We start from the raw sequence: 22,994 nt of genomic DNA on the forward strand, positions 1-22,994 counted from the left end.
CGTTGTTAATGCGCCAATGCATCGGCGGCAACGCATCCCGTTGATGTTACACGCGGAAACGCAACGTTACGAAACTCATGACCGTGTCGCGCATTTCCTCTGCGACCGTTCACCGCAACGTGAGCGTGTGTTGAAGGAGAGATATTATGAAAAAGCTCATTCTGGCTTCCGTGTCCGCCCTTGCCCTGCTGGGCGTCGCGGCCTGCAGCGACAGCGGCAAGGGCACTGACACCACCACCACGCAGAGCACCAATCCGCCTGCTGCTGAGCAGCCGATGAAGCCCGCGGCTCCGGCCGACAATTCGACCAAGCCCGCCGAGCCGGCTCCGGCAACGCCTGCTCCTGCGCCTGCGCAGTAGCTTGTAGTGAGTAAGCAGTAAGCGTGTCTTGGGAGAAAGGCCGGCATGATGCCGGCCTTTTTCGCGGGCCGATCCATCGATCTGTCGGGGCGGCTGTCGTTCACAACCCCGTTATTGGCTTGATAGCATGGACCGGTTCGCTCTAAGAAGCGGCCATGTCGATTTGGGACCGCCTCGGCGACTTCATCACGCGGGTATCGTCTTCAGCCTCGTCGGGCGTTGCCGATGTGGTGGAGGCCGTGCGCACGGTTTTTTCCGGCGATGCGGACCTGCGCCGCCGCGTAGCCTTTTCCGTGGCGATGATCGCGCTCTCGGCCAAGATGGCCAAGGCAGACGGCATCGTCACCCAGGACGAGGTTCGCGCCTTCCAGGAAATATTCGAAGTGCCGCCCAAGGAGACGCGCAACGTCGCGCGGCTGTTCGATCTCGCCCAGCGGGACGTGGCTGGTTTCGAAACCTATGCCGAGCGCATGGCGCAATTGTGCGGTTCGGGACATTCCAATTGCGTGATGCTGGAAGACATACTCGACGGCCTGTTCCACATCGCCAAGGCCGATGGGCTGGTGCATGAACGCGAAGGCATCTTCCTGCACCGTATCGCCGAGATCTTCCGCATCGAAGAGGCGCATTACGAGTCGATCCTCGCCCGGCACGTCAATCTTGGCGCCGGCGATCCCTATGTCGTGCTCGGCATCGAGCGCGGCCGGCCGTTCGAGGAGGTCAGGAAGCGCTACCGCAAGCTGGTCTCAGACAACCATCCCGACCGGCTGATCGCGCGTGGCCTGCCGCAGGAATTCATCAAGATCGCCACCACCAGGGTCGCGGCTATCAACGCCGCCTATGAAATGATTGAGCGGGGCCTGCGGCACGCATGAGTGGCTTCCTGCCCGACGAGCCGAGCGCCGAGGTCAGGGTATCGCCAAATTTTGGGCCAAGGCGTGATGCGCTGAAACCCGACATGATCGTGCTGCACTACACCGGCATGGCGACCGGCGCCGGGGCGGAAGCCTGGCTATGCGATCCGGCGAGCGAGGTTTCATCGCACTATCTCGTGCATGAGAACGGCCACATCGTGCAGATGGTCCGGGAAAGCGACCGCGCCTGGCACGCCGGCAAGAGTTCCTGGTTCGGACGCACCGATATCAATTCCTGCTCGGTGGGCATCGAGATCGTCAATCCTGGCCATTCGTTGGGCTATGCCGGGTTTCCCCGGCGCCAGATCGAGGCGGTGATCGGCCTGTGCAAGGGAATTACCGCGCGGCATGCGATCCCCGCCATGCGGGTGCTGGCGCATTCCGACGTGGCACCGGGCCGTAAGATCGATCCGGGCGAGAAGTTCCCGTGGGCCGCCCTGTTCATGGCCGGTGTCGGCCACCTCGTGCCGGCCGCACCCATCAGGCGCGGGACCGCGCTGAAACCCGGCGACAGCGGTACCGATGTCGAGGCGTTGCAGTCCATGCTGACGCTCTATGGCTATGGCGTCGAGATATCGGGTGTTTTCGACCATCAGACGCGGATTGTCGTCGAGGCGTTCCAACGGCATTTTCGGCCCCGTCTGGTCGACGGGCTGGCTGATGGCTCGACCATGCGCACGCTGCAGAAGTTGCTTGCCTCGGTGAGCGGATAACGCGGGGGCAAGGCGCCGCCCAAGTAATCTTTTTCCCTGTCGGGTTACAAACTGTCACTCAAAGTGACTTGCCCCGCCTTCATTGGCGCCAATTCGGGCCTCAAAGGGCAATTCGTACAGTTTGTCGGATCTCCAGCCCCCGGATGTTCCGCTATTAATCAAGCAGCGCCACGCGAATATCTTCGCGTGGTCCAGACAGAACAGGATCACATGCAGAAATTGACCGTTGTAACGGCAGCTCTTGCTGCCGGCGTAGTGACTTTTGCCTTCAGCGCGGCTGATGCCGCGACATGGAGCCCCCGGGCCGATCAGCGGCTCGTCGCGGTGACCAAGGGCAAGGCCACTTCAGCCAAAAGCAGCAGCAGCCTGAAGGCAACGGCGAAGCAGGCTTCCGCCAAGGTGGAAAAAGCCAGCTCGATCAAGGCGAAGAAATCCTCCGCCAAAAGACGGACGAAGCGTGGCCGCAAGACCGTCGACATGACGACAACGGCATCGATCGGTCTCAGGAACGTCGCTGCGTCGACGGCAGCGGTGGCCAGCAGCGGCCAGTATTCCGCGATCGTTGCCCGCTATGCGGCAAGCTACGGCGTTCCGGTGTCGCTGGCCAACGCCGTCATCACGATCGAGAGCAACTACCGGCCGAACATGGTCGGCAGCGCCGGCGAGATCGGCCTGATGCAGATCAAGCCGGCGACGGCGCGGATGATGGGCTACAACGGTTCGGCCAAGGGCCTGTTCGATCCCGACACCAACATCAAATACGGCATGAAGTATCTCGCTCTGGCGCAGAACCTTGGCGGTGGCACGACCTGTGGCACGATCCTGAAATACAATGCCGGCCATGCCGCGACGCGGATGAACCCGATCTCGGCCGCCTATTGCAGCAAGGTCAAGGTTCAGATGGCCGCGCTCTGATAGCAAGTTGCGAGAGCCGGCGGACAAGCCGGCTTTTTCATTTGCGTTTTCCCGGCTGAACCCCTTTATACGCCTTGCCAGCTGGCTGGGCGGCCGCACTCGCAAACGCCGAAAGGCCGCGAGTGAGGAAAGTCCGGGCTCCATGGAGACACGGTGCCGGTTAATGGCCGGCGGGGGCGACCCCAGGGAAAGTGCCACAGAAAGCAAACCGCCACGACTTTGTCGGGGTAAGGGTGAAAGGGTGGGGTAAGAGCCCACCGCGCGACTGGCAACAGGAGCGGCACGGTAAACCCCACCGGGAGCAAAACCGAATAGGGGCGGTGCGAGGGGAAACCCTCGAGGGCTGTTTCCGGCTCACCGTCCGGGTAGGTTGCGTGAGGCGCATGGCAACATGCGCCCAAGATGAATGGTCGCCACGTTCTCGTCCCGCAAGGGGCGAGGGCCATACAGAACCCGGCTTACAGGCCAGCTGGCAGTTTCGTCCTCGAAGAGAAGTCCTTTGAGATCAGCAGGTTGCGCCCTCGGGCGCGCCTGTCGATTCAAGTCTTTTCGGCTATTCGCCTACAAGAACCCAGCTCGGCCTCACTTGAAGCTGGTGCGATTAAATCCTACTGTGGTCCGAGAACGATATCGGGAGCCCTATCATGGGACAGGTCGACAAGCGCAGCATCACGCTCTCGCCGGAACTGGCGCAAGCGGTGGACGACGTGGTCGCCGCCGGCGAATATGCCTCGGCGAGCGAGGTCATCCGCGATGCGCTGCGGCAGTGGAAGGACCGTCGCGATCTCTTTGGCTATACGATCGAGGAACTACGCAAGTTGGTGCAGGAAGGGATCGACAGCGGGCCGGGACGATTTGCATCGATGGATGAAATCAAGGCCGAGGCACGGAGACGCTTGCGATCTGACGACGCGGCATGAATTTTCTGCCCATCGTCCAGAACGCACGGAAGACGATCTGATCGCGATCTGGCTTCATGTTGCGCGCGACAACGAGGCCGCAGCCGATCGGCTGCTCGACCGCTTCGAGGCGTGGTGGCAGCAACTGGCTTCCTTTCCCTCCTCAGGCGCGCCACGTGACGACATTGGGCCTGGCATCCGTCATCTGGTCGTCGGCGAGTATCTCACTCTGTATCGCGTCGGCGACGACGCGATCGAAATTCTTCGCGTGCTGCACGGCCATCGCAACATCGAGGCCGACGACCTCGGTTCGTGATCGGCCTGTCAGGCGCTGATCCCGTCCAGCGACGTCTCGATGGCCTTCCAGAGTTCTTCCACCGGTTCACAGCCGATCGAGAGGCGCACAAAGCCGGGCGGCACCGCATCACCTCGCTTCGAGCGCCGCTCGGCCGAAGTGTGGACGCCGCCGAAGGAGGTCGCGGCCTCTATCAATGGGCAATTGTTGATGAAATCCTCGGCCTTGTTCTCGGACGCGAGCTCGAAGGAGATGAGGAAGCCGAAGCGCTCCATCTGGGCGCGGGCGAGGTTGTGCGAGGGGTCGCCGTTCAGGCCGGGAAAACGCAGGTCACGCACCGCGCGATGTTCTCTCAGCCGCTGCGCGATCGTTTCGGCGGACGAGCACATGCGGTCGAAGCGCACTTCCAGTGTTTCGAGGCCGCGATGCACCAGCCATGCCTCGAACGGCCCGGGAATGCCGCCGGCCATTGCCCGCCAGTCCGTCACCTTGGTGATGATGTCGGCGTCGCGGCTGGCGACGTGGCCGAACAGCACGTCCGAATGGCCGTTGACCGCCTTGGTGTCGGCGGAGACGACGACATCGGCGCCGAAGTCGAGCGGACGCTGGCCGAATGGCGTCATCGTCGTGTTGTCGATGACAAGGAGCCCGCGTTGTTCGTGGACAGCCTTGGCAATCGCCGAGATATCGCAGATGTCCAGCCGCGGATTGGACGGGGTTTCCACGAAGACCAGCGAATAGCCTTTGAAGCCGCCGTCAAGGAAGGTTGGCGTCGGCCTGGTATCGCAGGTGATGCCGAGCGGCTTCAGGAAGTGTTCGGCCATCGCGCGCGTCGCATGATAGCCGTCCGCCGGCAGGAGCACGCGATCGCCTGATTTCAGGAGCGCGAAAAACACCGACGAAATCGCGCCCATTCCAGAGGGAAAACTCACGCATTGCGCATCTTCCAAATGGCCGAGCACATGTTCCACGGCGCGCCAGGTTGGATTGTCGTAGCGGCCATATTGATCGACCCCGGTCTCTACGCCCGGCGTGTGAAAGATCGAAGCCATGGTCAGCGGCAAGGGGATCGGATCGCCACTGGCGAAATCGCGGCTGCGCAAATGGGAAAGTTCGGCGGCGCGTGACTTTGCCGTCTCGGACATGAGCTCGATCCTTGTTTTTTGGGCGGAAGACGCCGCACGACGCTATGCGCGCGGGTGATCGGCGGCAAGCCAGGTCTTTTGGGCCAGCGGGCTCTAAACGCTTCGTTAGGCTTAATGGATCATAAAGACGGGACGTGCCGTAACGGCTGCTCGGATTGGTCGCGATGCGCGTGTTTATGAAGCCTATTCCCGTTGACGCCCATAGTGCCCCATGATATCCCATCGAGACATCACAGCCTTCGTTCCGCGTCAGGGTAAAGCGTACGCCAGTCGGGCAGCCGCGGCGGCTGCGCGTTTGCCGGTTTTTGCCCGTGCGCGCGAGGCTGATACGGGGCAGGGAACGCGCAGCGGCGGCGCGTGCGAGACGATGAAGAGGGGTGCGGCGGCGCAAGCGGCTGTAGCGTTTAATGGACCGGTTTCTGTCGAACACGGTGAGCAGGATCGATGCGAAGGGGCGGGTGTCCGTTCCGGCGCATTTCCGCGCCGTCGTGCAGAAGCGCGGCTATTCGGAACTCTATGCATTGCGCTGCCTGGATCTGCCGGCGATGGATGTCGGCGGGCTGGATCTGCTCGACCGTTACGAGCAGCGTATCGCGCAGGAAGATCCCTTTCTGCAGGCGGCGGACGACATGTCGTTCTTCTGCCATGGCGACGGAGCGTTCCTGAAACTCGACCAGGACGGCCGCATCACGATGAGCGATTTCATTCGCGAGCATACCGGCATCTCGGCGGAAGTGGCCTTTGTCGGGCGCGGCAATTTCTTTCAGATCTGGGAGCCGGGACGACTTGCGGCCTATGGGGCGCAGGCGCGGGCCAGGCTTTTGCAGCTTCGGCAGGGGACGAAGCCTGGGGAGCGACCGGAATGACGGCGGGCCACGGCGATGACGTCCACGCCGTTGGCGGATCAGTCCGCCACATTCCGGTCCTCCTTGGCGAAGTGCTCAAGGCACTGGCGCCGGCGGAGGGCGACATCATCATCGACGGCACGTTCGGCGCCGGCGGCTACACCAAGGCCATTCTGGCGACCGGCGCTTCCGTCGTCGCCATCGACCGCGATCCCGACGCGATCGCCGCCGGGCGCGATATCGAGGCACAATCGGGCGGCAGGCTGAGGCTGGTGCAGGCGCCGTTCTCGACGCTGGACGAGCATGTCGAAAGCGCCGACGGCGTCGTGCTCGACATTGGCGTGTCCTCCATGCAGCTCGACCAGGCCGAGCGCGGCTTTTCCTTCCGCCTCGACGGGCCGCTCGACATGCGCATGGCGCAGGCGGGCCTGAGTGCGGCCGATGTCGTCAACAGCTTCAAGCCGGGCGACCTTGCCCGCATCTTCGGCTTCCTCGGCGAGGAGCGTCACGCCGGCCGCATCGCCCGCATGATCGAGGCGCGCCGCGAAAAGAAGCCATTCGAGCGCACGCTGGAACTGGCCGACGCCATCGAAACGCATATCGGCCGCGCGCCGAAGGACAAGATCCACCCGGCGACCCGCGTCTTCCAGGCGCTGCGCATCTTCGTCAATGACGAACTCGGTGAACTGGCCAAGGCGTTATTCGCGGCCGAACGCGCATTGAAGCCCGGCGGGCGTCTGGCCGTGGTGACGTTCCATTCGCTGGAAGACCGCATCGTCAAGCGCTTCATCGCCGACCGTGCCGACGTCGCCACGGGATCACGTCACCTGCCCGAGGCGCATGCGCGCACGGCGACCTTCCGCAAGGCCGGTGGCGGCGTGACGGCTGATGATGCCGAGGTCGCTGCCAATCCGCGCGCCCGCTCGGCCAGGCTGCGCGCGGCGATCCGCACCGAGGCGCCGGCACGCGCCGGCGATTTTTCGATTTTCGGCCTTCCAAAGCTTCCCGGCATCGACCGGCCGGGGGAGAGGTAAGCACGTGTTCCGTACCAGCGACATTGTCCTGATCGCCGTCATGGTTTCGGCGGCGGCCCTGACCTACAAGACCAAGCGCGAGGCCGAGGACCAGTTGGCGGCGGTGCAGAAGATCCACAACCAGATACGCTATGAGGAGGAGACGATCGACCTGCTCAAGGCGGACTGGAGCCTGCTCACGCAGCCGTCGCGGCTGCAGAAGCTCGCCGAACTCTACAAGTCACAGCTCGCGCTCGAGCCGGTCAGCGCCCGCCAGATCGTCGGCTTGGGCGACCTGCCGGCCAAGGCGCTGGACATCCAGGACATTCTGAACGGACGCCAGGGCAGCATGGCCGACAATTCCGACAAGGCGCCTGCGGACGGCAAGGATCCCGTCGTGACCGGAGGCATAGCCCAATGATCGGCAAACTGCTGAAGCGTCGCGCAAGGACGGGTGAAGACGGATCGATCGTCGTCGAGGGCGCACGCAAGGCGACCGGCGGCATGGGCAAGGCGCGCATCGTGATGACGATGGCGGTGTTCTTCGGCATCTTCTCGACCATTTCAGGGCGGCTGGTCTATCTCGGCTTCCAGACGCCTGACCTGTCGGGGGGGCCGCAGAGCCGGATCACCGCCTCGCGGCCCGACATCGTCGACCGCAATGGCGAAGTGCTGGCGACCGACATCAAGACGGCGTCGCTGTTCGCCGAGCCGCGCCGCATCGTCGACGCCGACGAAGCCATCGAGAAGCTGTCGACGGTGCTGCCCGAGATCGATTACGAGCAGACCTACCACAAGCTCAAGAGCGGCGCCGGCTTCGTCTGGCTGCAGCGGCAGCTGACGCCCAAGCAGCAGGCCGACATCATGCAGCTCGGCATTCCCGGTTTCGGCTTCCGCACGGAGAAGCGCCGTTTCTATCCGAGCGGCGAAACCTCGTCCTACATTGTCGGCCTGACCAACATCGACAACCAGGGCATCTCCGGCATGGAGAAATATATCGACGAGCAGGGCCTGAGCGACCTGCAGGCGTCGGGCCTGGCGGTGGCCAAGGATCTCAAGCCGGTGAAGCTGTCGATCGATCTGCGCGTCCAGCATGTGGTGCGCGACGAGATTGCCGCCGGCCTGGAGCGCTATCGCGCGCTCGGCGCCGGCGCCGTCGTGCTCAACGTCAAGACCGGCGAAGTGGTGGCCATGGCCTCGGTGCCGGATTTCGATCCGAACAATCCTTACAATGCACAGGAAAAGGATCGGCTGAACCGGATGTCGGCGGGCCTCTATGAGATGGGCTCGACCTTCAAGAGCTTCACCTCGGCCATGGCGCTCGATTCCGGCAAGGCGACGATGAACAGTCGTTTCGACGCTTCGCATCCGATCCGGGTCGGCCATCAGGCCATTCACGATTTCCATGGCAAGAATCGTGTGCTGTCCTTGCCGGAGGTGTTCCTCTATTCGTCCAACATCGGGTCGGCCAGGGAGGCCGAACTGGTGGGCATCGAAGGTCACCGGGAATTCCTGCATCGTCTTGGCATCCTGGAAAGGATGCAGACCGAACTGCCGGAAGTCGCCCGCCCGACCGAACCGAAGGTCTGGAAACAGGTCAATTCGTTCACCATCGCCTTCGGCCATGGCGTATCGACGACCCCGCTCCAGGCGGCTGTCGGCTGCGCGGCACTGATGAATGGCGGCTATTTGATGAATCCGACCTTCCTGGTGCGCACGCAGCAGGAAGCGATGGCGATTGCCAAGAAAGTCGTCAACGAAAAGACGGTCGAGGGCATGCGCTACCTCTATTCGCTCAATGCCGAGAAGGGCTCGGCCAGAAACGCCAGAGTCCCCGGCTACCGCGTTGGTGGCAAGACCGGAACGGCCGAGAAGGTCATCAACGGCCGCTACTCCAAAGACCTGAATTTCAATACCTTTGTCGCCGCATTTCCAATGGACGATCCGCAATATCTGGTGTTCACGATTGCCGACGCCCCGCACCCGGAAAAGCCTGGGATGACCGACGTCGCGGCCGCGAATGCGGGGGTCATAGCGGGTAATATCATCAGGCGGTCGGCGGCCATGCTTGGCGTGAAACCAGATTTCAGCCATGAAAATGGTGCAACGTTGGTTTCCTACGAGTGATTCTTAGGGCGCGCCGGCGACTGCGCGCTATTTTATTGCGGTGAACGGAACTCGATGAAGCTCAGAGATCTAGCCGGTGTCCTGCCAGTCGAAGGAACAGCTTCCGCCGATCTGGAGGTTACCGGGATTTCGTCCGATTCCCGCCAGGTAAAACCGGGCGTCGTCTTTTTTGCGCTCGCCGGCACCAAGGCGGACGGCGCGGCCTATGCCGCCGACGCGGCCAGGCGCGGCGCGCTGGCGATCGTGACAGTCAAGGGCAGTTCCGTTGCCGAACTGCCGGTTCCTGTGCTGGCGGTCGACGATCCGCGCCTGGCGTTGGCATTGAGTGCTTCCCGCTTTTTCGGCAAGCAGCCGCAGACCATGGTGGCGGTGACCGGCACCAGCGGCAAGACCTCGGTCGCCGCCTTCACCAGGCAGATCTGGGAGCAGGCGGGCTACGCCGCGGCTTCGATCGGCACCACCGGCGTGGTGGCGCCAGGCCGCAACGAGTATGGCTCGCTGACTACGCCAGATCCCGTCGCCCTGCACCAATTGCTGCGGGAATTGGCCGATGCCGGCGTCACCCATGCTTCGATGGAAGCCTCCAGCCATGGGCTCGACCAGCGCCGTCTCGACGGCGTGAAGCTCGCCGCCGGCGGCTTCACCAACCTTGGCCGCGACCACATGGATTACCATCCGACGGTCGAGGATTATCATCGCGCCAAACTGCGCCTGTTCGACACGCTGCTGCCGAAGGGCGCGCCGGCGGTCATCTTCGCCGACGATCCGTGGTCGGCACCGACGATCCAGGCGGCGAAGGCCGCCGGGCTCAATGTGCTGACGGTTGGCCGCCATGGCGATTTCCTCACGCTGAAGCGGGTCGAGCACGAACGCCATCGCCAGCGCGCCGAGGTGGAGGCCGAGGGCGTGCTTTACGAAATCGACTTGCCGCTGGCCGGCGATTTCCAGATTTCGAACGCGCTGGTTTCTGCAGGGCTTGCCATTTCCACCGGAACACCCGTCGCCAAGGCCTTGGCCGCATTGGAAAAATTGAAGGGCGCGCCGGGGCGGCTCGACCTGGTCGGCACCACCGCCAGCGGTGCGCCGGTCTATGTCGACTACGCCCACAAGCCCGATGCGCTGGAAAACGTGCTGGCTTCGGTGCGTCCGTTCACCACCGGCCGCGTCATGGTCGTGTTCGGCTGCGGCGGCGACCGCGACCGGGGCAAAAGGCCGATCATGGGCGAAATCGCCACCCGGCTTGCGGATGTCGTCATCGTCACCGACGACAATCCACGCTCGGAAGTGCCCGAGACGATCCGCGCCGCCATTCTGGCCGCTGCCCCCGGCGCCATCGAAATCGGCGACCGGCGCAAGGCGATCCACGAGGCTGTCGGCATGCTTCATGCCGGCGACACGCTGATCGTCGCCGGCAAGGGTCATGAGGAAGGCCAGATGATCGGCTCCGAAACCCTGCATTTCTCCGACCACGAGGAAGTCCGCGCGGCGCTGCGGGAGCGTGCCGCATGAGTTTGCTGTGGACCTCCGACGCGCTGGTTGCCGCCATGGACGGGCGGCCGCTCGGGCCTATGCCCGAGGGCATATCGGGCATTTCGATCGACAGCCGCAGCCTACAGCCGGGTGACGCCTTCTTCGCCATCAAGGGCGAGGCGATGGATGGCCACGACTTCGCCACCGCGGCCATCAAGGCCGGCGCCGGCGTGCTGGTGGTGGCGGAAGGCAAGCTGCCGTCGCTCGGCCGGCTGACGGCGCCGATCATCGTCGTCGAGGATGTGCTGGTCGCGTTGGAAAAGCTTGGTGTCGCGGCGCGCGCCCGTTCCCAGGCCAAGATCATCGCGGTGACCGGTTCGGCCGGCAAGACCACCACCAAGGAAGCGCTGCGCCATGTGCTGTCGGCGGTCGGCAAGGTGCATGCCTCGGCACAGTCCTTCAACAATCATTGGGGGGTGCCGCTGACGCTGGCGCGCATGCCCGATGATTGCGACTATGCCGTGTTCGAGATCGGCATGAACCATCCCGACGAGATCCGGCCGTTGGTGAAGATGGTGCGGCCGCATGTCGCCATCGTCACCATGATCGCTGCGGCGCATCTCGGCTTCTTCCGCAATCTGGACGAGATCGCCAAGGCCAAGGCCGAGATTTTCGAAGGGCTGGAGCCCGAGGGTGCGGCCGTCCTCAACCGCGACGATGCGCGCTTCAAGCTGCTCGACAAGATGGCGCATGCCGCCGGCGTCGAGCATGTATACGGCTTCGGCGAGAATGCGCGCTCGACCTTCAAGCTCACCAAATGCGAGTTGCATGCCGACCATTCCGACATCGCCGCCCGGATCGGCGGCCATGACATGATCGCCCGCATCGGTGTGCCCGGCCGGCACATGGTGCAGAACGTGCTGGCGGTGCTGGGCGCGGCGCAACTGGTCGGCGCCGATCTCGACAAGGTGGCCCTGGCCCTGGCCGATCTCTCGGCAGAGCGTGGTCGTGGAAAACGTCATGTGTTGCGGCATCCCGGTGGCTCGACTTCGAGCCACCCCGGTGGCCCGATCACGCTGATCGACGAGAGCTACAATGCCAATCCGGCCTCGATGGCGGCGGCCATGGCGCTGCTCAACGCGACGCCGGTGACGGGTGAGGGGCGCCGCATCGCCGTGCTCGGCGACATGCTGGAACTCGGCGAGCATTCGGCCAAGCTGCATGCCGCCCTTGCCGATCTCATCGTTGGCACCGGCACGCAGACAGTGTTTCTCGGCGGCCCCCAAATGCGGGCACTGGCGGAAGCGCTACCGGGCGACATCAAGACGGAATACCGCGCCGGCGTCGAGGAATTGAAGCCGGTGCTGCTTGCCGCGCTGAAGCCTGGCGACGTGGTGATGATCAAATCGTCGAAGGGCATCGGTTTTGCAAAACTGGTCGATGCGCTGCTGGGCAAGTACCCGGCTGAAACGACAACCAGCAAACTGACCTAGGTCAAGTCGGGGGACGAAAGCGCATGTTTACACTGCTGGTCGATTTCGCGGACAAGATCTCGGTCTTCAATGTCTTCCGCTACATCACGTTCCGCACCGGCGGGGCGCTGATCACCTCAGCGCTGATCGTCTTCATCTTCGGGCCGACCATCATCAATTCGCTGCGGCTACGGCAAGGCAAGGGCCAGCCGATCCGCGCCGATGGGCCGCAGACGCATTTCAAGAAGGCGGGTACGCCGACCATGGGCGGGCTGATGATCCTGTCGGGCATCATCGGCTCTTCGCTCCTGTGGGCGAACCTGTCGAGCATCTATGTCTGGGTGGTGCTGCTGGTGACGCTGGGCTTCGGCTCGATCGGCTTCTATGACGACTATCTGAAGGTGACCAAGCAGTCGCATCTCGGCTTCTCCGGCAAGGCGCGGCTGGGGCTCGAATTCATCATCGCCGGCATCGCCGCCTGGGTGATCATGCATAACGGCCAGGCGCCGTTCTCCTCGTCGCTGACATTTCCCTTCGCCAAGGAATTCATCATCAACCTCGGCTGGTTCTTCATCCCGTTCTCGTGCTTCGTCATCGTCGGCGCCGGCAACGCGGTGAACCTGACCGACGGCCTCGACGGACTGGCGATCGTGCCGATCATGATCGCGGCGGCGTCGTTCGGCGTCATCGCCTATCTCTCAGGCAATGCGGTGTTCGCCGAATATCTACAGATCCATTTCGTTCCCGGCACTGGTGAACTGGCGGTCGTGCTGGGCGCCGTCATCGGCGCCGGCCTCGGCTTCCTCTGGTTTAACGCGCCGCCGGCGGCGATCTTCATGGGCGACACCGGCTCGCTGGCCATGGGAGGCCTGATCGGCACGGTCGCCGTCGCCACCAAGCACGAGATCGTGCTCGTCATCGTCGGTGGCCTGTTCGTGGTCGAGATTTTGTCGGTCATCATCCAGGTCGGCTACTTCAAGATGACCGGCAAGCGCGTGTTCCTGATGGCGCCGATCCACCATCATTTCGAAAAGCTCGGCTGGACCGAGAGCCAGGTGGTGATCCGGTTCTGGATCATCGCCGTCATCCTGGCGCTGGTCGGCCTCTCCACCCTGAAGCTCAGATAGGAAGCCCTCCCTTGATCCCCGCCGCATCCTTCGCAGGCAAGCACGTTGCGCTCTTCGGGCTCGGTGGCTCGGGGATCGCGACCGCACGCGCATTGATCGAGGGTGGGGCGCAGGTGCTGGCCTGGGACGACAATCCCGACAGTGTCGCCAAGGCGGCCACCACCGGTATCGCAACCGCCGATTTGCGCGGCGCCGACTGGGCGAAATTCTCGGCCTTCGTGCTGTCGCCGGGCGTGCCGCTGACGCATCCCAAGCCGCATTGGACGGTGGAACTGGCGAGGGGCGCCGGCGTCGAGATCATCGGCGACATCGAGCTTTTCTGCCGCGAGCGGACGCTCAGCGCGCCAACGGCGCCTTTCATCGCCATCACCGGCACCAACGGCAAGTCGACGACGACCGCGCTGACGGCGCATATCCTCAAATCGGCCGGCCGCGACACCCAGATGGGCGGCAATATCGGCCGCGCGGTGATGACGCTCGATCCGCCGAAGACCAATCGACACTATGTCGTCGAGTGTTCGTCCTATCAGATCGACCTTGCTCCCTCGATCAACCCGACCGCCGGCATCCTGCTCAACCTGACGCCCGACCATCTCGATCGCCACGGCACCATGCAGCACTACGCCTCGATCAAGGAGCGGCTCGTGGCGGGCAGCGAGACGGCGATCATCGGCATCGACGATTCCTGGTGCGCGCAGATCGCTGAGCGGCTGGAGCGGGCAGGGCGGCAGGTCATCCGCATTTCCAAGCGGCTGCCGCTGACCGACGGCTATTTCGCCGACGGCACCAATCTGATGGAGGCCGTGCACGGCCGCTACAGCAAGGTCGCCTTCCTCGAAGGCATCGGTTCGCTGCGTGGCCAGCACAATGCGCAGAACGCGCTTGCCGCGGTCGCCGCTTGCCTGAAGGTCGGGCTCGACCTCGGCGAAATCCAGTCGGGGCTCGAGAGCTTCCCCGGCCTCGCGCACCGCATGGAGCAGGTCGGCCGCAAGGGCCATGTGCTGTTCGTCAACGATTCCAAGGCGACCAATGCCGACGCGGCGGCGCCGGCGCTGTCGAGCTTTCCGCGCATCTACTGGATCGCCGGCGGCCTGCCCAAGGAGGGCGGCATCGAGCCGCTGCGCGGTTTCTTCCCGCGCATCGCCAAGGCCTATCTGATCGGCGAGGCCGCACCGGCCTTTTCGGCGACGCTGGGCGAGGCGGTGCCTTACGAGATATCTGGCACGCTGGCCGCCGCGGTCGAGCACGCCGCCCATGATGCGGCCAAGGACGGCAGTGGCGAGGTGGTGGTGCTGTTGTCGCCGGCCTGCGCCAGTTTCGACCAGTTCAAGAATTTCGAAGTTCGCGGCGAAGCCTTCAGGCAAGCTGCGAGCGCTATAGATGGCGTCAAACCCATCGGAGGGGCACGATAATGCAGAGCCGTCTCGATAAAAGTCCTGTCGCAACCTGGTGGTGGACGATCGATCGCTGGTTCCTGGCGGCGTTCCTGTCGCTGATGGGGCTGGGCATCGTCTTGTCCTTCGCCGCCAGCCCCGCGGTCGCCGAGCGCATCGGCCTCGACAGTTTCCACTTCGCCACCAGGCAGATCATCTTCACCGTGCCGGCGCTCGGCGTGATGCTGGCCGTCTCCTTCCTCGATTCCAGGGAGATCCGGCGCATGTCGCTGATCATGCTGTGCCTCATGCTGGTGCTGATGGTGGCGGTGCTCTATATCGGCGTCGAGGTGAAGGGTGCGCGGCGCTGGGTGTCGCTCGCCGGCCTGTCGATCCAGCCCTCGGAATTCCTGAAGCCGGCCTTCGTCATCATGTGCGCCTGGCTGTTCGCCGAGCACAAGCGCCAGCCCGACATTCCCGGCAATTTGTTCGCCATGCTGCTGCTGGTGCTGGTCGTGTCGCTGCTGGTGGCGCAGCCGGACCTCGGCCAGACCATGCTGACGACCGGCACCTGGGGCATCATGTTCTTCATGGCCGGGCTGCCCTGGCTGTGGATCATCGTGCTGGGTGCTGCCGGCGTCGGCGGCGTCTTTGCCGCCTATACGGTGTTTCCGCACGTTGCCTTGCGCATCGACAAGTTCCTCACCGGCGAAGGCGACACGTTCCAGGTCGACATGGGACGCGACGCGCTGATCAATGGCGGCTGGTTCGGCGTCGGCCCGGGCGAGGGCACGGTCAAGCGGGTCATCCCCGACAGCCACGCCGACTTCGTCTTCTCGGTCGCGGGCGAAGAATTCGGGCTGATGATGTGCTTCTTCATCATGTCGATCTTCGCATTCATCGTGCTGCGCGGCCTAAACACGGCGCTCAAGGAACATGACGACTTCACCCGCTATGCGGTCGGCGGCCTCGTCACCGTGTTCGGCCTGCAGGCCGTAATCAACATGTGCGTCAACCTGCAACTGGTGCCCGCCAAGGGCATGACGCTGCCCTTCATCTCCTATGGCGGCTCCTCGCAGATCGCCATCGCCATTTCGATGGGCATGGTGCTGGCGCTGACGCGCAAGCGGCCGGAGAAGCGCAAGCAGATGGGTTTTGCGCTGCCGCAGCGCGCTTTGCCGGCGGAGTGACATGGCGAGGGGCGTCATCCTACTCGCGGCGGGCGGAACCGGCGGACATCTGTTTCCGGCCGAGGCGCTGGCGCATGAGCTGAACGAGCGCGGCTGGACGGTGCATCTGGCGACCGACGATCGCGCCGAGCGGTTTGCCGGCCACTTCCCGGCTGCAGCCGTCCATCCGATCCAGTCGGCGACGATGGGCTCGAAAAATCCGATTGCCGTGCTTGGCGCATTCTGGAAAATCTGGCGCGGCGTGCGCCAGGCCTCCGCCATTATCGGCAGGATCAAGCCGGACGCGGTGGTCGGTTTTGGCGGCTATCCGACCCTGCCGCCGCTCTACGCGGCGACGCGGCGCAAGGTGCCGACGCTGATCCATGAGCAGAACGCGGTGATGGGGCGCGCCAACAGGGCGCTGGCCGGCCGTGTCGATGCCATAGCCGGCGGCTTCCTGCCGCAGGATACGAGCGCCACCGGCGAAAAGACGGTAACGACAGGCAATCCGGTTCGGCCGGCGGTGCTGGAAGCGGCCAAGACGGCTTATGCGGCATCGACAGGGGAGGAGCCTTTCCGCCTGCTGGTGTTCGGCGGCAGCCAGGGTGCGCAGTTCTTTTCCGATGCCATGCCGGGTGCCATCGCGTTGCTTTCGGATGCACAGCGCAAGCGTCTCGTGATCACGCAGCAGGCGCGCGCGGATGACGTGGCGCGGGTGAAGACGGCCTATGCCGCGCTTGGCGTCGCCGTCGAGGTCTCGCCCTTCTTCACCGACATGGCGGCGCGCATGGCGGCGGCGCATCTGGTGATCTCGCGCTCCGGCGCCTCGACCGTCTCGGAGATCGCCGTCATCGGCCGGCCCGCGCTGCTGGTGCCCTATCCCTATGCGCTCGACCACGACCAGGCGGCGAACGCGGCGGCCCTTGCCGCTGCCGGCGGCGGCGAGGTGCACCCGCAATCGACGCTGTCGCCCGAGCGCATCGCGGCCCTCATTGGCGGGCTGATGGACAATCCCGAGCAACTGGCGGCGATGGCCGCGGGCGCGAAATCGGCCGGCAGGCCGGACGCGGCACGGTTGCTCGCCGATCTCACAGAGGCTATTGCGTCCCAAAAAACCGTTTCGGATTTCAAGAAAGGGACGCAAGCATGAAGATGCCGCAGACCATCGGCCTTGTGCATTTCATCGGCATTGGCGGCATCGGCATGAGCGGCATCGCCGAGGTGCTGCACAATCTCGGCTACAAGGTACAAGGGTCCGACCAGGCCGACAGTGCCAATGTGCAGCGGCTGCGCGACAAGGGCATCGAATGCTACGTCGGCCACAAGGCCGAGAATCTCGGCCATGCCGAGGTGGTGGTCGTCTCGACGGCGATCAAGAAGACCAATCCGGAACTGAAAGCCGCGCGCGAAAAGCTGCTGCCGATCGTGCGCCGCGCCGAGATGCTGGCCGAGCTGATGCGCTTCCGTCAGGCGGTGGCGATCGGCGGCACGCATGGCAAGACGACGACGACCTCGATGGTGGCGACCTTGCTGGAAGCCGGCGGGCTCGATCCGACCGTCATCAATGGCGGCATCATCAACGCCTATGGTACCAATGCCCGCATGGGCGACGGCGAGTGGATGGTGGTCGAGGCCGACGAGAGCGACGGCACCTTCCTCAAATTGCCGGCCGACATCGCCGTCGTCACCAACATCGATCCCGAACATCTCGACCATTACGGCAGCTTCGACAAGGTGCGCGAGGCGTTCCGCCAGTTCGTCGAGAACGTGCCGTTCTACGGCTTCGGCGTGATGTGCACCGACCATCCTGAAGTGCAGGCGCTGGTCGGCCGCATCGAGGATCGCCGGGTCATCACCTATGGCGAGAACGCGCAGGCCGATGTGCGCTTCACCAACCACCGCATGGCGGGGGCCACCTCCGAGTTCGACGTGGTGATCCGCGACCGCAAGACCGGCAGCCAGAGCACGATTTCAGGTCTGCGCCTGCCGATGCCCGGCCGCCACAATGTCTCCAACGCCACCGCCGCCATCGCCGTCGCGCATGAGCTCGGCCTGTCCGGCGAGGCGATCAAGAAGGGCCTGTCGTCCTTCGCCGGCGTCAAGCGCCGCTTCACCCATACCGGATCCTGGAACGGCGTCGATGTGTTCGACGATTACGGTCACCATCCGGTCGAGATCTCGGCGGTGCTGAAGGCGGCGCGCAGCGCCACCAAGGGGCGCGTGATCGCCATTGCCCAGCCGCACCGCTTCACCCGGCTGCATGATCTGTTCAACGAGTTTTCAACCTGCTTCAACGATGCCGACACGGTGATTGTGGCGCCGGTCTACGCGGCCGGCGAAGAGCCTATCGAAGGCGTGACTTCCGAAGCGCTGGTGTCGCGCATCCGCGCCGGCGGCCATCGCGACGCGCGATACATAGAGGGTCCGGCAGCGATCGCGCCGATCATTCGCGACCTGGCCAAGCCCGGCGACTTCGTCGTCTTCCTCGGCGCCGGCAACATCACCCAATGGGCCTATGCTCTGCCAAAGGAGCTTGCCGCCTCATGATGCACGGCCAGGCCCTGATCGACAGACTCGGCGACCGGCTTGCCGGCCTGCGCGGCCGGCTCACGCCGAATGCCGAGATGGACAAGATCACCTGGTTCCGCGCCGGCGGCCTGGCGGAGGTGCTGTTCCAGCCGGCCGACGAAGAAGACCTTGCCGCGTTCCTGCGCGCGGTTCCCGAAGAGATACCTCTTACCGTCGTTGGTGTCGGCTCGAACTTGCTGGTCAGGGACGGCGGCATTCCAGGCTTCGTCATCCGGCTCTCGGCCAAGGGCTTTGGCGAGGCCGAGATCGTTTCGCCGATCAGGATCAAGGCGGGTGCCGCCACGCCCGACAAGCGTGTCGCGGCCCTGGCGCTGGAAGCGGGCATTGGCGGCTTCCATTTCTATCACGGCATTCCGGGCGCCGTCGGCGGGGCGCTGAGGATGAATGCCGGCGCCAATGGCGTCGAGACGCGCGAGCGCGTCGTCGAGGTGCGCGCTCTCGACCGCAAGGGCAATGTCCAGACGCTGAGCAATGCCGAGATGGGCTATGCCTATCGCCATTCGTCCGCCCCTGCCGGACTGATCTTCACCTCGGCCGTGTTCGAAGGCTTTGCCGAGGACAAGGCCACTATCAAGGCGGCGATGGACGCGGTGCAGAACCACCGCGAGACTGTGCAGCCGATCCGCGAGAAGACCGGCGGCTCGACCTTCAAGAATCCGGAAGGCACGTCGGCCTGGAAGGAGATCGACAAGGCGGGCTGCCGTGGCCTGATGATCGGTGGCGCGCAGATGTCGCCCATGCACTGCAATTTCATGATCAACACCGGCACCGCGACCGGCTACGACCTCGAATATCTCGGTGAGACGGTGCGCGCCCGCGTGCTCGAACACTCAGGCATCCGGCTGCAGTGGGAGATCAAGCGCATCGGCGATTTCCGGCCCGGGCATGCCGTCCAGGAGTTTCTGGGTCAGCTTCTCTAGGTACGCTGATATTCAGGTGATGCCGGCCTGCAAACGACGGCCTTCTCCGCTTCCGGTGCTCACGGACCCGAATGTCCGCTCCGTTCCGGTTCTCGAAGGCCATCGTTTTCGACTCGGCCTGACCTGAACCTCAACGTACCCTCGCTGTCTATGAAGTTCATGTGATGCATGAACGTCAATGCGCTCGCAGAACGCGCAAAACCGTTGCTCCGGGGACTCAGCGACACGGTTTTCGCAGCCATTTTCTCAGAAAGTGAATCTCTCGGAATCATAAGCACTTGCCAGTGAATCAACTCTCTGATTCTCTGCTGGAAAGCGTTTCCTGATTTGAGTCGTTCGACGCGTTACCCGCGTTTTCCGTCTGGGGGGGCAACCTGCCGGGAGACTCGGACTCAATGTTGCGGAAATCTTGGTTTTTGGTCCGCCGTGAGAGGGGATGACGGGGAATGAAAAGCAAGCATGTGGCCGTCCTGCTGGGAGGTTTTTCGTCCGAGCGGCCCGTGTCCCTGTCCTCCGGAAAGGCCTGTGCCGATGCGCTGGAGAGTGAGGGCTATCAGGTCACCCGCGTCGATGTCGGGCGCGATGTCGGCTCGGTGCTCGCCGAGCTCAAGCCTGACGTCGCCTTCAATGCGCTGCACGGCCCGTTCGGGGAGGACGGCACCATTCAGGGCATCCTTGAATATCTCGCCATTCCCTACACCCATTCCGGCGTGCTCGCCTCGGCGCTCGCCATGAACAAGGAGCAGGCGAAGAAGATCGTCAAATCGGTCGGCGTTCCCGTCGCCGAATCGAAGGTCGCCAATCGCTTTGCCATCCAGAACAAGCATCCGATGAAGCCGCCCTATGTGATCAAGCCGGTCAATGAAGGATCGAGCTTTGGCGTCGTCATCGTGTCGGAGGGGCAGTCGCATCCGCCGCAGGTCGTCGGCTCGTCCGAGTGGAAATATGGCGATACCGTCATGGTCGAGCGCTACATCCACGGGCGCGAGCTGACCTGCGCCGTCATGGGCGATGTGGCGCTCGGCGTCTGCGAGATCATCCCGACCGGTCATTCCTTCTACGATTACGATTCAAAATATGTCGCGGGCGGATCAAAACACGAATGCCCCGCAAAAGTTTCACCGAATATTTACCAAAAAATACAGACACTGGCGCTCAAGGCTCACCAAGCTGTCGGCTGTCGGGGCGTTTCCCGGTCGGACTTCCGTTATGACGATCGTCACTCCGAAAATGGCGAAGTTGTATGGCTCGAGGTCAACACTCAGCCGGGCATGACGCCGACGTCTCTGGTGCCTGAAATCGCGGCCCATGCCGGGCATTCGTTTGGTGAGTTGTTGAGTTGGATGGTGGAGGACGCTTCGTGTCTGCGTTGAAATGGGGGCAAGGCAAGGGGAAGGGCGCGGCCGGGCCGTCGCTGTTCGGCTTGTCGTTGTCATCAGGCCATTTCGTGCTGCCGCGCGTGCTTCGCCGCCCGGTGCGCATCCTGGCGCGCCTGGGCGATGGTGAATTCGAGGCGCCGCGCTTCTCCGCCGCGATGATGTCGGCGGTGCTGCTCGCTTCGAGCGGCGCCTATGGCGCCTATCTCGGCGGCCATGCCGACGGCATCATCCAGAGCATCACCGCCCGTACCGGCTTTGCCGTCGATCAGGTCAAGGTGGTCGGCAATCGCCAGACCTCGGAGATCGACATTCTCGACAGGCTGGAGCTCGACGGCTGGACCTCGCTGATCGGCTTCGACGCCGAGGCTGCGCGCGAGCGCATCTCCGGCCTGCCGTGGATCGAAATGGCGGCGGTGCGCAAGGTCTATCCGCACACGCTGGAAGTGCGCGTCGAGGAGCGCGAAGCCTTCGCGCTCTGGCAGCAGGGCAATGATCTCTCGGTCATCGAGAAGGATGGCGCGGTCATCGCTCCGTTCTCCGGCGGCAAGCAGGTGCTGCTGCCGCTGCTGATCGGCGAGGGCGCGCCGGCCAAGGCGCCTGACTTCCTGGCCAAGGTCGAAAAATATCCGGACCTCGCGAGCCGGGTCAAAGGCTATGTCCGCGTTGGCGATCGCCGCTGGGACCTGAAGCTCGACAACGGCATTACCGTCAAGCTGCCCGAGGACGAGGAAGGCCAGGCGCTCGCCGATCTGGTCAAGATGGACAAGGACAAGGGGCTTTTGTCGCGCGACATCGCTGCCGTCGACATGCGCCTGACAGATAGGCTGGTCGTGGAGCTGACGCCCGAAGCGGCGACGCAACGCGAGGCCGCGCTCAACGAGAAGCCGAAGACCCTCAAGCGCAAGTCGGAGACGAAGATATGAGCTGGCTTGGCGGTTCGGGCGATGCCGCGTCGCGCCGGTCCGGCACTCTGACGGTGCTGGATGTCGGCTCGAACAAGGTCTGCTGCATGGTGGCCAAGCTCAAGCCGAACGATGACGGCAAACTGTTGCGCGGCCGCTCGCACCGGATCCAGGTGATCGGCATCGGTCATCAGAAGTCGCAAGGCGTGAAGTCGGGCGTGGTCGTCGATCTCGACCGCGCCGAGCATGCCATCCGCCTGTCCGTCGACGCCGCCGAGCGCATGGCGGGGCTGACGGTCGATTCGCTCATCGTCAACATGACCGCCGGCCGGCTGAAGAGCGAAAGCTTCTCGGCGACCATCAATCTTGGCGGCCACGAGGCCGACGAAGCCGACATCAAGCGCGTGCTCGGCGCCGGCGCCAAGCAGGCGCTCAAGGCCGAGCGTGAGGTGATCCATTCGCTGCCCGTCGGCTTCTCGCTCGATGCCGAGCGCGGCGTGCGCGATCCGCGCGGCATGGTCGGCGACGCGCTTGGCGTCGACATGCATGTGCTGACGGGTGATGCGGCACCGATGCGCAATCTGGAGCTTTCCATCAACCGCTCGCACCTGTCGGTCGAGCGCATGGTGGCGACGCCCTATGCCAGCGGGCTCGCCGCGCTTGTCGATGACGAGCTGGAGCTGGGTGCCGCCTGCATCGACATGGGCGGCGGCACGACGACCATATCGGTGTTTTCGGAAGGCAAGTTCGTCCATGGCGACGCGATCGCCATTGGCGGCAATCACGTCACGCTCGACATGGCCAAGGGGCTTTCGACCTCGCTCGATGCCGCCGAACGGCTGAAGGTCATGCATGGTTCGGCGCTGCCGGGCAGTGCCGACGACCGCGACCTGGTGTCGATCCAGCCGATCGGCGACGACGGCGACGTGCCGCTGCAGATCCCGCGTTCGGTGATGACGCGCATCGTGCGCGCCCGCATCGACGAGACGCTCGAATTGCTGCGCGACCGGCTGAATAAGTCCGGCTACGGCAATGCGGTCGGCAAGCGCGTCGTTCTGACCGGCGGCGCCAGCCAGCTGGCCGGCCTGCCGGAAGCGGCGCGCCGCATCCTGGGGCGCAATGTGCGCATCGGTCGCCCGCTCGGCGTGGCGGGCCTGCCCGAAGCGGCGAAGGGGCCGGCTTTCTCGGCCGCCGTCGGGCTTCTGATCTATCCGCAGATGGCGAATTTCGAGAGCCATCCTGCAAAAGGCATTTCCGGTCTCAGGATGACCGGAACGGGTGGAAAACTGCATCGCATGAGTCAGTGGTTGAGAGACAGTTTCTAATTGACGGGGACAGCCCCATAGGCGGCCGCGGCGGCGAAGCGGC

Annotated in this window: 22 protein-coding genes and 1 other RNA gene; 22 read left to right on the plus strand and 1 reads right to left on the minus strand. The window is 64.0% G+C overall.

Translation table 11 applies throughout. The annotated features are described in order from the left end of the window. Positions 1-146 precede the first annotated feature (146 nt). The 7 genes from CK227_RS18690 (at position 147) to CK227_RS18720 (ending at position 4,116) form a co-directional block, all read left to right on the plus strand. Complete coding sequence (locus tag CK227_RS18690) at positions 147-359, plus strand: hypothetical protein (protein WP_019859105.1); 213 nt, start codon at positions 147-149, stop codon at positions 357-359. Positions 360-514: 155 nt separating this feature from the next. Beyond that, a complete protein-coding gene (locus CK227_RS18695; protein WP_095773931.1) occupies positions 515-1,234 on the plus strand; it encodes a DnaJ family molecular chaperone in 720 nt (239 codons plus the stop codon). Continuing rightward, positions 1,231-1,986 carry an N-acetylmuramoyl-L-alanine amidase gene (locus CK227_RS18700; RefSeq protein WP_095773932.1) on the plus strand — a complete coding sequence of 252 codons (756 nt, stop codon included), beginning with the start codon at positions 1,231-1,233 and terminating at the stop codon, positions 1,984-1,986. The genes CK227_RS18695 and CK227_RS18700 overlap by 4 nt, the downstream gene beginning before the upstream one ends. A gap of 210 nt (positions 1,987-2,196) precedes the next feature. Beyond that, positions 2,197-2,901, plus strand: a complete 705-nt coding sequence (locus CK227_RS18705; RefSeq protein ID WP_095773933.1) for a transglycosylase SLT domain-containing protein — start codon at positions 2,197-2,199, stop codon at positions 2,899-2,901. A 77-nt stretch (positions 2,902-2,978) separates the two neighbouring features. Then, an RNA gene (gene rnpB / locus CK227_RS18710) (RNase P RNA component class A) lies at positions 2,979-3,378 on the plus strand. Positions 3,379-3,545: 167 nt separating this feature from the next. Beyond that, entirely contained in the window at positions 3,546-3,821 is a 276-nt protein-coding gene (locus tag CK227_RS18715; RefSeq protein ID WP_095773934.1) for a type II toxin-antitoxin system ParD family antitoxin, read from the plus strand. After that, positions 3,769-4,116, plus strand: coding sequence for a type II toxin-antitoxin system RelE/ParE family toxin (locus tag CK227_RS18720; RefSeq protein WP_095773935.1), 348 nt, complete (start codon positions 3,769-3,771; stop codon positions 4,114-4,116). The genes CK227_RS18715 and CK227_RS18720 overlap by 53 nt, the downstream gene beginning before the upstream one ends. 8 nt (positions 4,117-4,124) lie before the next feature. Here CK227_RS18720 and CK227_RS18725 read toward each other — a convergent pair whose 3' ends face one another. Beyond that, entirely contained in the window at positions 4,125-5,240 is a 1,116-nt protein-coding gene (locus CK227_RS18725) for a cystathionine gamma-lyase (RefSeq protein ID WP_095773936.1), read from the minus strand. A gap of 407 nt (positions 5,241-5,647) precedes the next feature. Here CK227_RS18725 and mraZ point away from each other — a divergent pair, with 407 nt between their 5' ends. The 15 genes from mraZ (at position 5,648) to ftsA (ending at position 22,951) form a co-directional block, all read left to right on the plus strand. Next, a complete protein-coding gene (gene mraZ / locus CK227_RS18730; protein ID WP_095773937.1) occupies positions 5,648-6,106 on the plus strand; it encodes a division/cell wall cluster transcriptional repressor MraZ in 459 nt (152 codons plus the stop codon). Continuing rightward, the gene (gene rsmH, locus CK227_RS18735) at positions 6,103-7,119 is read left to right on the plus strand and encodes a 16S rRNA (cytosine(1402)-N(4))-methyltransferase RsmH (protein WP_095773938.1); all 1,017 of its coding nucleotides are present in this window, start codon (positions 6,103-6,105) and stop codon (positions 7,117-7,119) included. Before mraZ ends, rsmH begins: the two co-directional genes overlap by 4 nt. A gap of 4 nt (positions 7,120-7,123) precedes the next feature. Further along, entirely contained in the window at positions 7,124-7,519 is a 396-nt protein-coding gene (locus tag CK227_RS18740) for a hypothetical protein (protein WP_095773939.1), read from the plus strand. Next, positions 7,516-9,225, plus strand: a complete 1,710-nt coding sequence (locus CK227_RS18745) for a penicillin-binding protein 2 (protein WP_095773940.1) — start codon at positions 7,516-7,518, stop codon at positions 9,223-9,225. The genes CK227_RS18740 and CK227_RS18745 overlap by 4 nt, the downstream gene beginning before the upstream one ends. Before the next feature lie 54 nt (positions 9,226-9,279). Next, positions 9,280-10,734, plus strand: coding sequence for a UDP-N-acetylmuramoyl-L-alanyl-D-glutamate--2,6-diaminopimelate ligase (locus CK227_RS18750; protein ID WP_095773941.1), 1,455 nt, complete (start codon positions 9,280-9,282; stop codon positions 10,732-10,734). Next, a complete protein-coding gene (locus CK227_RS18755; protein WP_095773942.1) occupies positions 10,731-12,188 on the plus strand; it encodes a UDP-N-acetylmuramoylalanyl-D-glutamyl-2,6-diaminopimelate--D-alanyl-D-alanine ligase in 1,458 nt (485 codons plus the stop codon). Before CK227_RS18750 ends, CK227_RS18755 begins: the two co-directional genes overlap by 4 nt. 23 nt (positions 12,189-12,211) lie before the next feature. Further along, positions 12,212-13,294 (plus strand): phospho-N-acetylmuramoyl-pentapeptide-transferase, encoded by a 1,083-nt coding sequence (gene mraY / locus CK227_RS18760; RefSeq protein WP_010910257.1) that lies wholly within the window; start codon positions 12,212-12,214, stop codon positions 13,292-13,294. 11 nt (positions 13,295-13,305) lie between these two features. Continuing rightward, complete coding sequence (gene murD / locus CK227_RS18765) at positions 13,306-14,706, plus strand: UDP-N-acetylmuramoyl-L-alanine--D-glutamate ligase (RefSeq protein WP_095773943.1); 1,401 nt, start codon at positions 13,306-13,308, stop codon at positions 14,704-14,706. After that, positions 14,706-15,857: a putative lipid II flippase FtsW gene (gene ftsW, locus CK227_RS18770; RefSeq protein WP_095773944.1), complete on the plus strand. Its 1,152-nt coding sequence runs from the start codon at positions 14,706-14,708 to the stop codon at positions 15,855-15,857. Before murD ends, ftsW begins: the two co-directional genes overlap by 1 nt. 1 nt (position 15,858) lies before the next feature. Then, complete coding sequence (murG, locus tag CK227_RS18775; RefSeq protein WP_095773945.1) at positions 15,859-16,986, plus strand: undecaprenyldiphospho-muramoylpentapeptide beta-N-acetylglucosaminyltransferase; 1,128 nt, start codon at positions 15,859-15,861, stop codon at positions 16,984-16,986. Beyond that, positions 16,983-18,383, plus strand: coding sequence for a UDP-N-acetylmuramate--L-alanine ligase (gene murC / locus CK227_RS18780; RefSeq protein ID WP_095773946.1), 1,401 nt, complete (start codon positions 16,983-16,985; stop codon positions 18,381-18,383). Before murG ends, murC begins: the two co-directional genes overlap by 4 nt. Then, a complete protein-coding gene (murB, locus tag CK227_RS18785) occupies positions 18,380-19,345 on the plus strand; it encodes a UDP-N-acetylmuramate dehydrogenase (protein WP_095773947.1) in 966 nt (321 codons plus the stop codon). The genes murC and murB overlap by 4 nt, the downstream gene beginning before the upstream one ends. A gap of 446 nt (positions 19,346-19,791) precedes the next feature. Then, a complete protein-coding gene (locus CK227_RS18790; protein WP_095773948.1) occupies positions 19,792-20,718 on the plus strand; it encodes a D-alanine--D-alanine ligase in 927 nt (308 codons plus the stop codon). Next, positions 20,706-21,647, plus strand: a complete 942-nt coding sequence (locus tag CK227_RS18795; protein WP_095773949.1) for a cell division protein FtsQ/DivIB — start codon at positions 20,706-20,708, stop codon at positions 21,645-21,647. Before CK227_RS18790 ends, CK227_RS18795 begins: the two co-directional genes overlap by 13 nt. Next, entirely contained in the window at positions 21,644-22,951 is a 1,308-nt protein-coding gene (gene ftsA, locus CK227_RS18800; RefSeq protein ID WP_095773950.1) for a cell division protein FtsA, read from the plus strand. Before CK227_RS18795 ends, ftsA begins: the two co-directional genes overlap by 4 nt. Positions 22,952-22,994: the final 43 nt, after the last annotated feature.

Source organism: Mesorhizobium sp. WSM4308 (assembly GCF_002294905.1).
Lineage (GTDB): Bacteria > Pseudomonadota > Alphaproteobacteria > Rhizobiales > Rhizobiaceae > Mesorhizobium.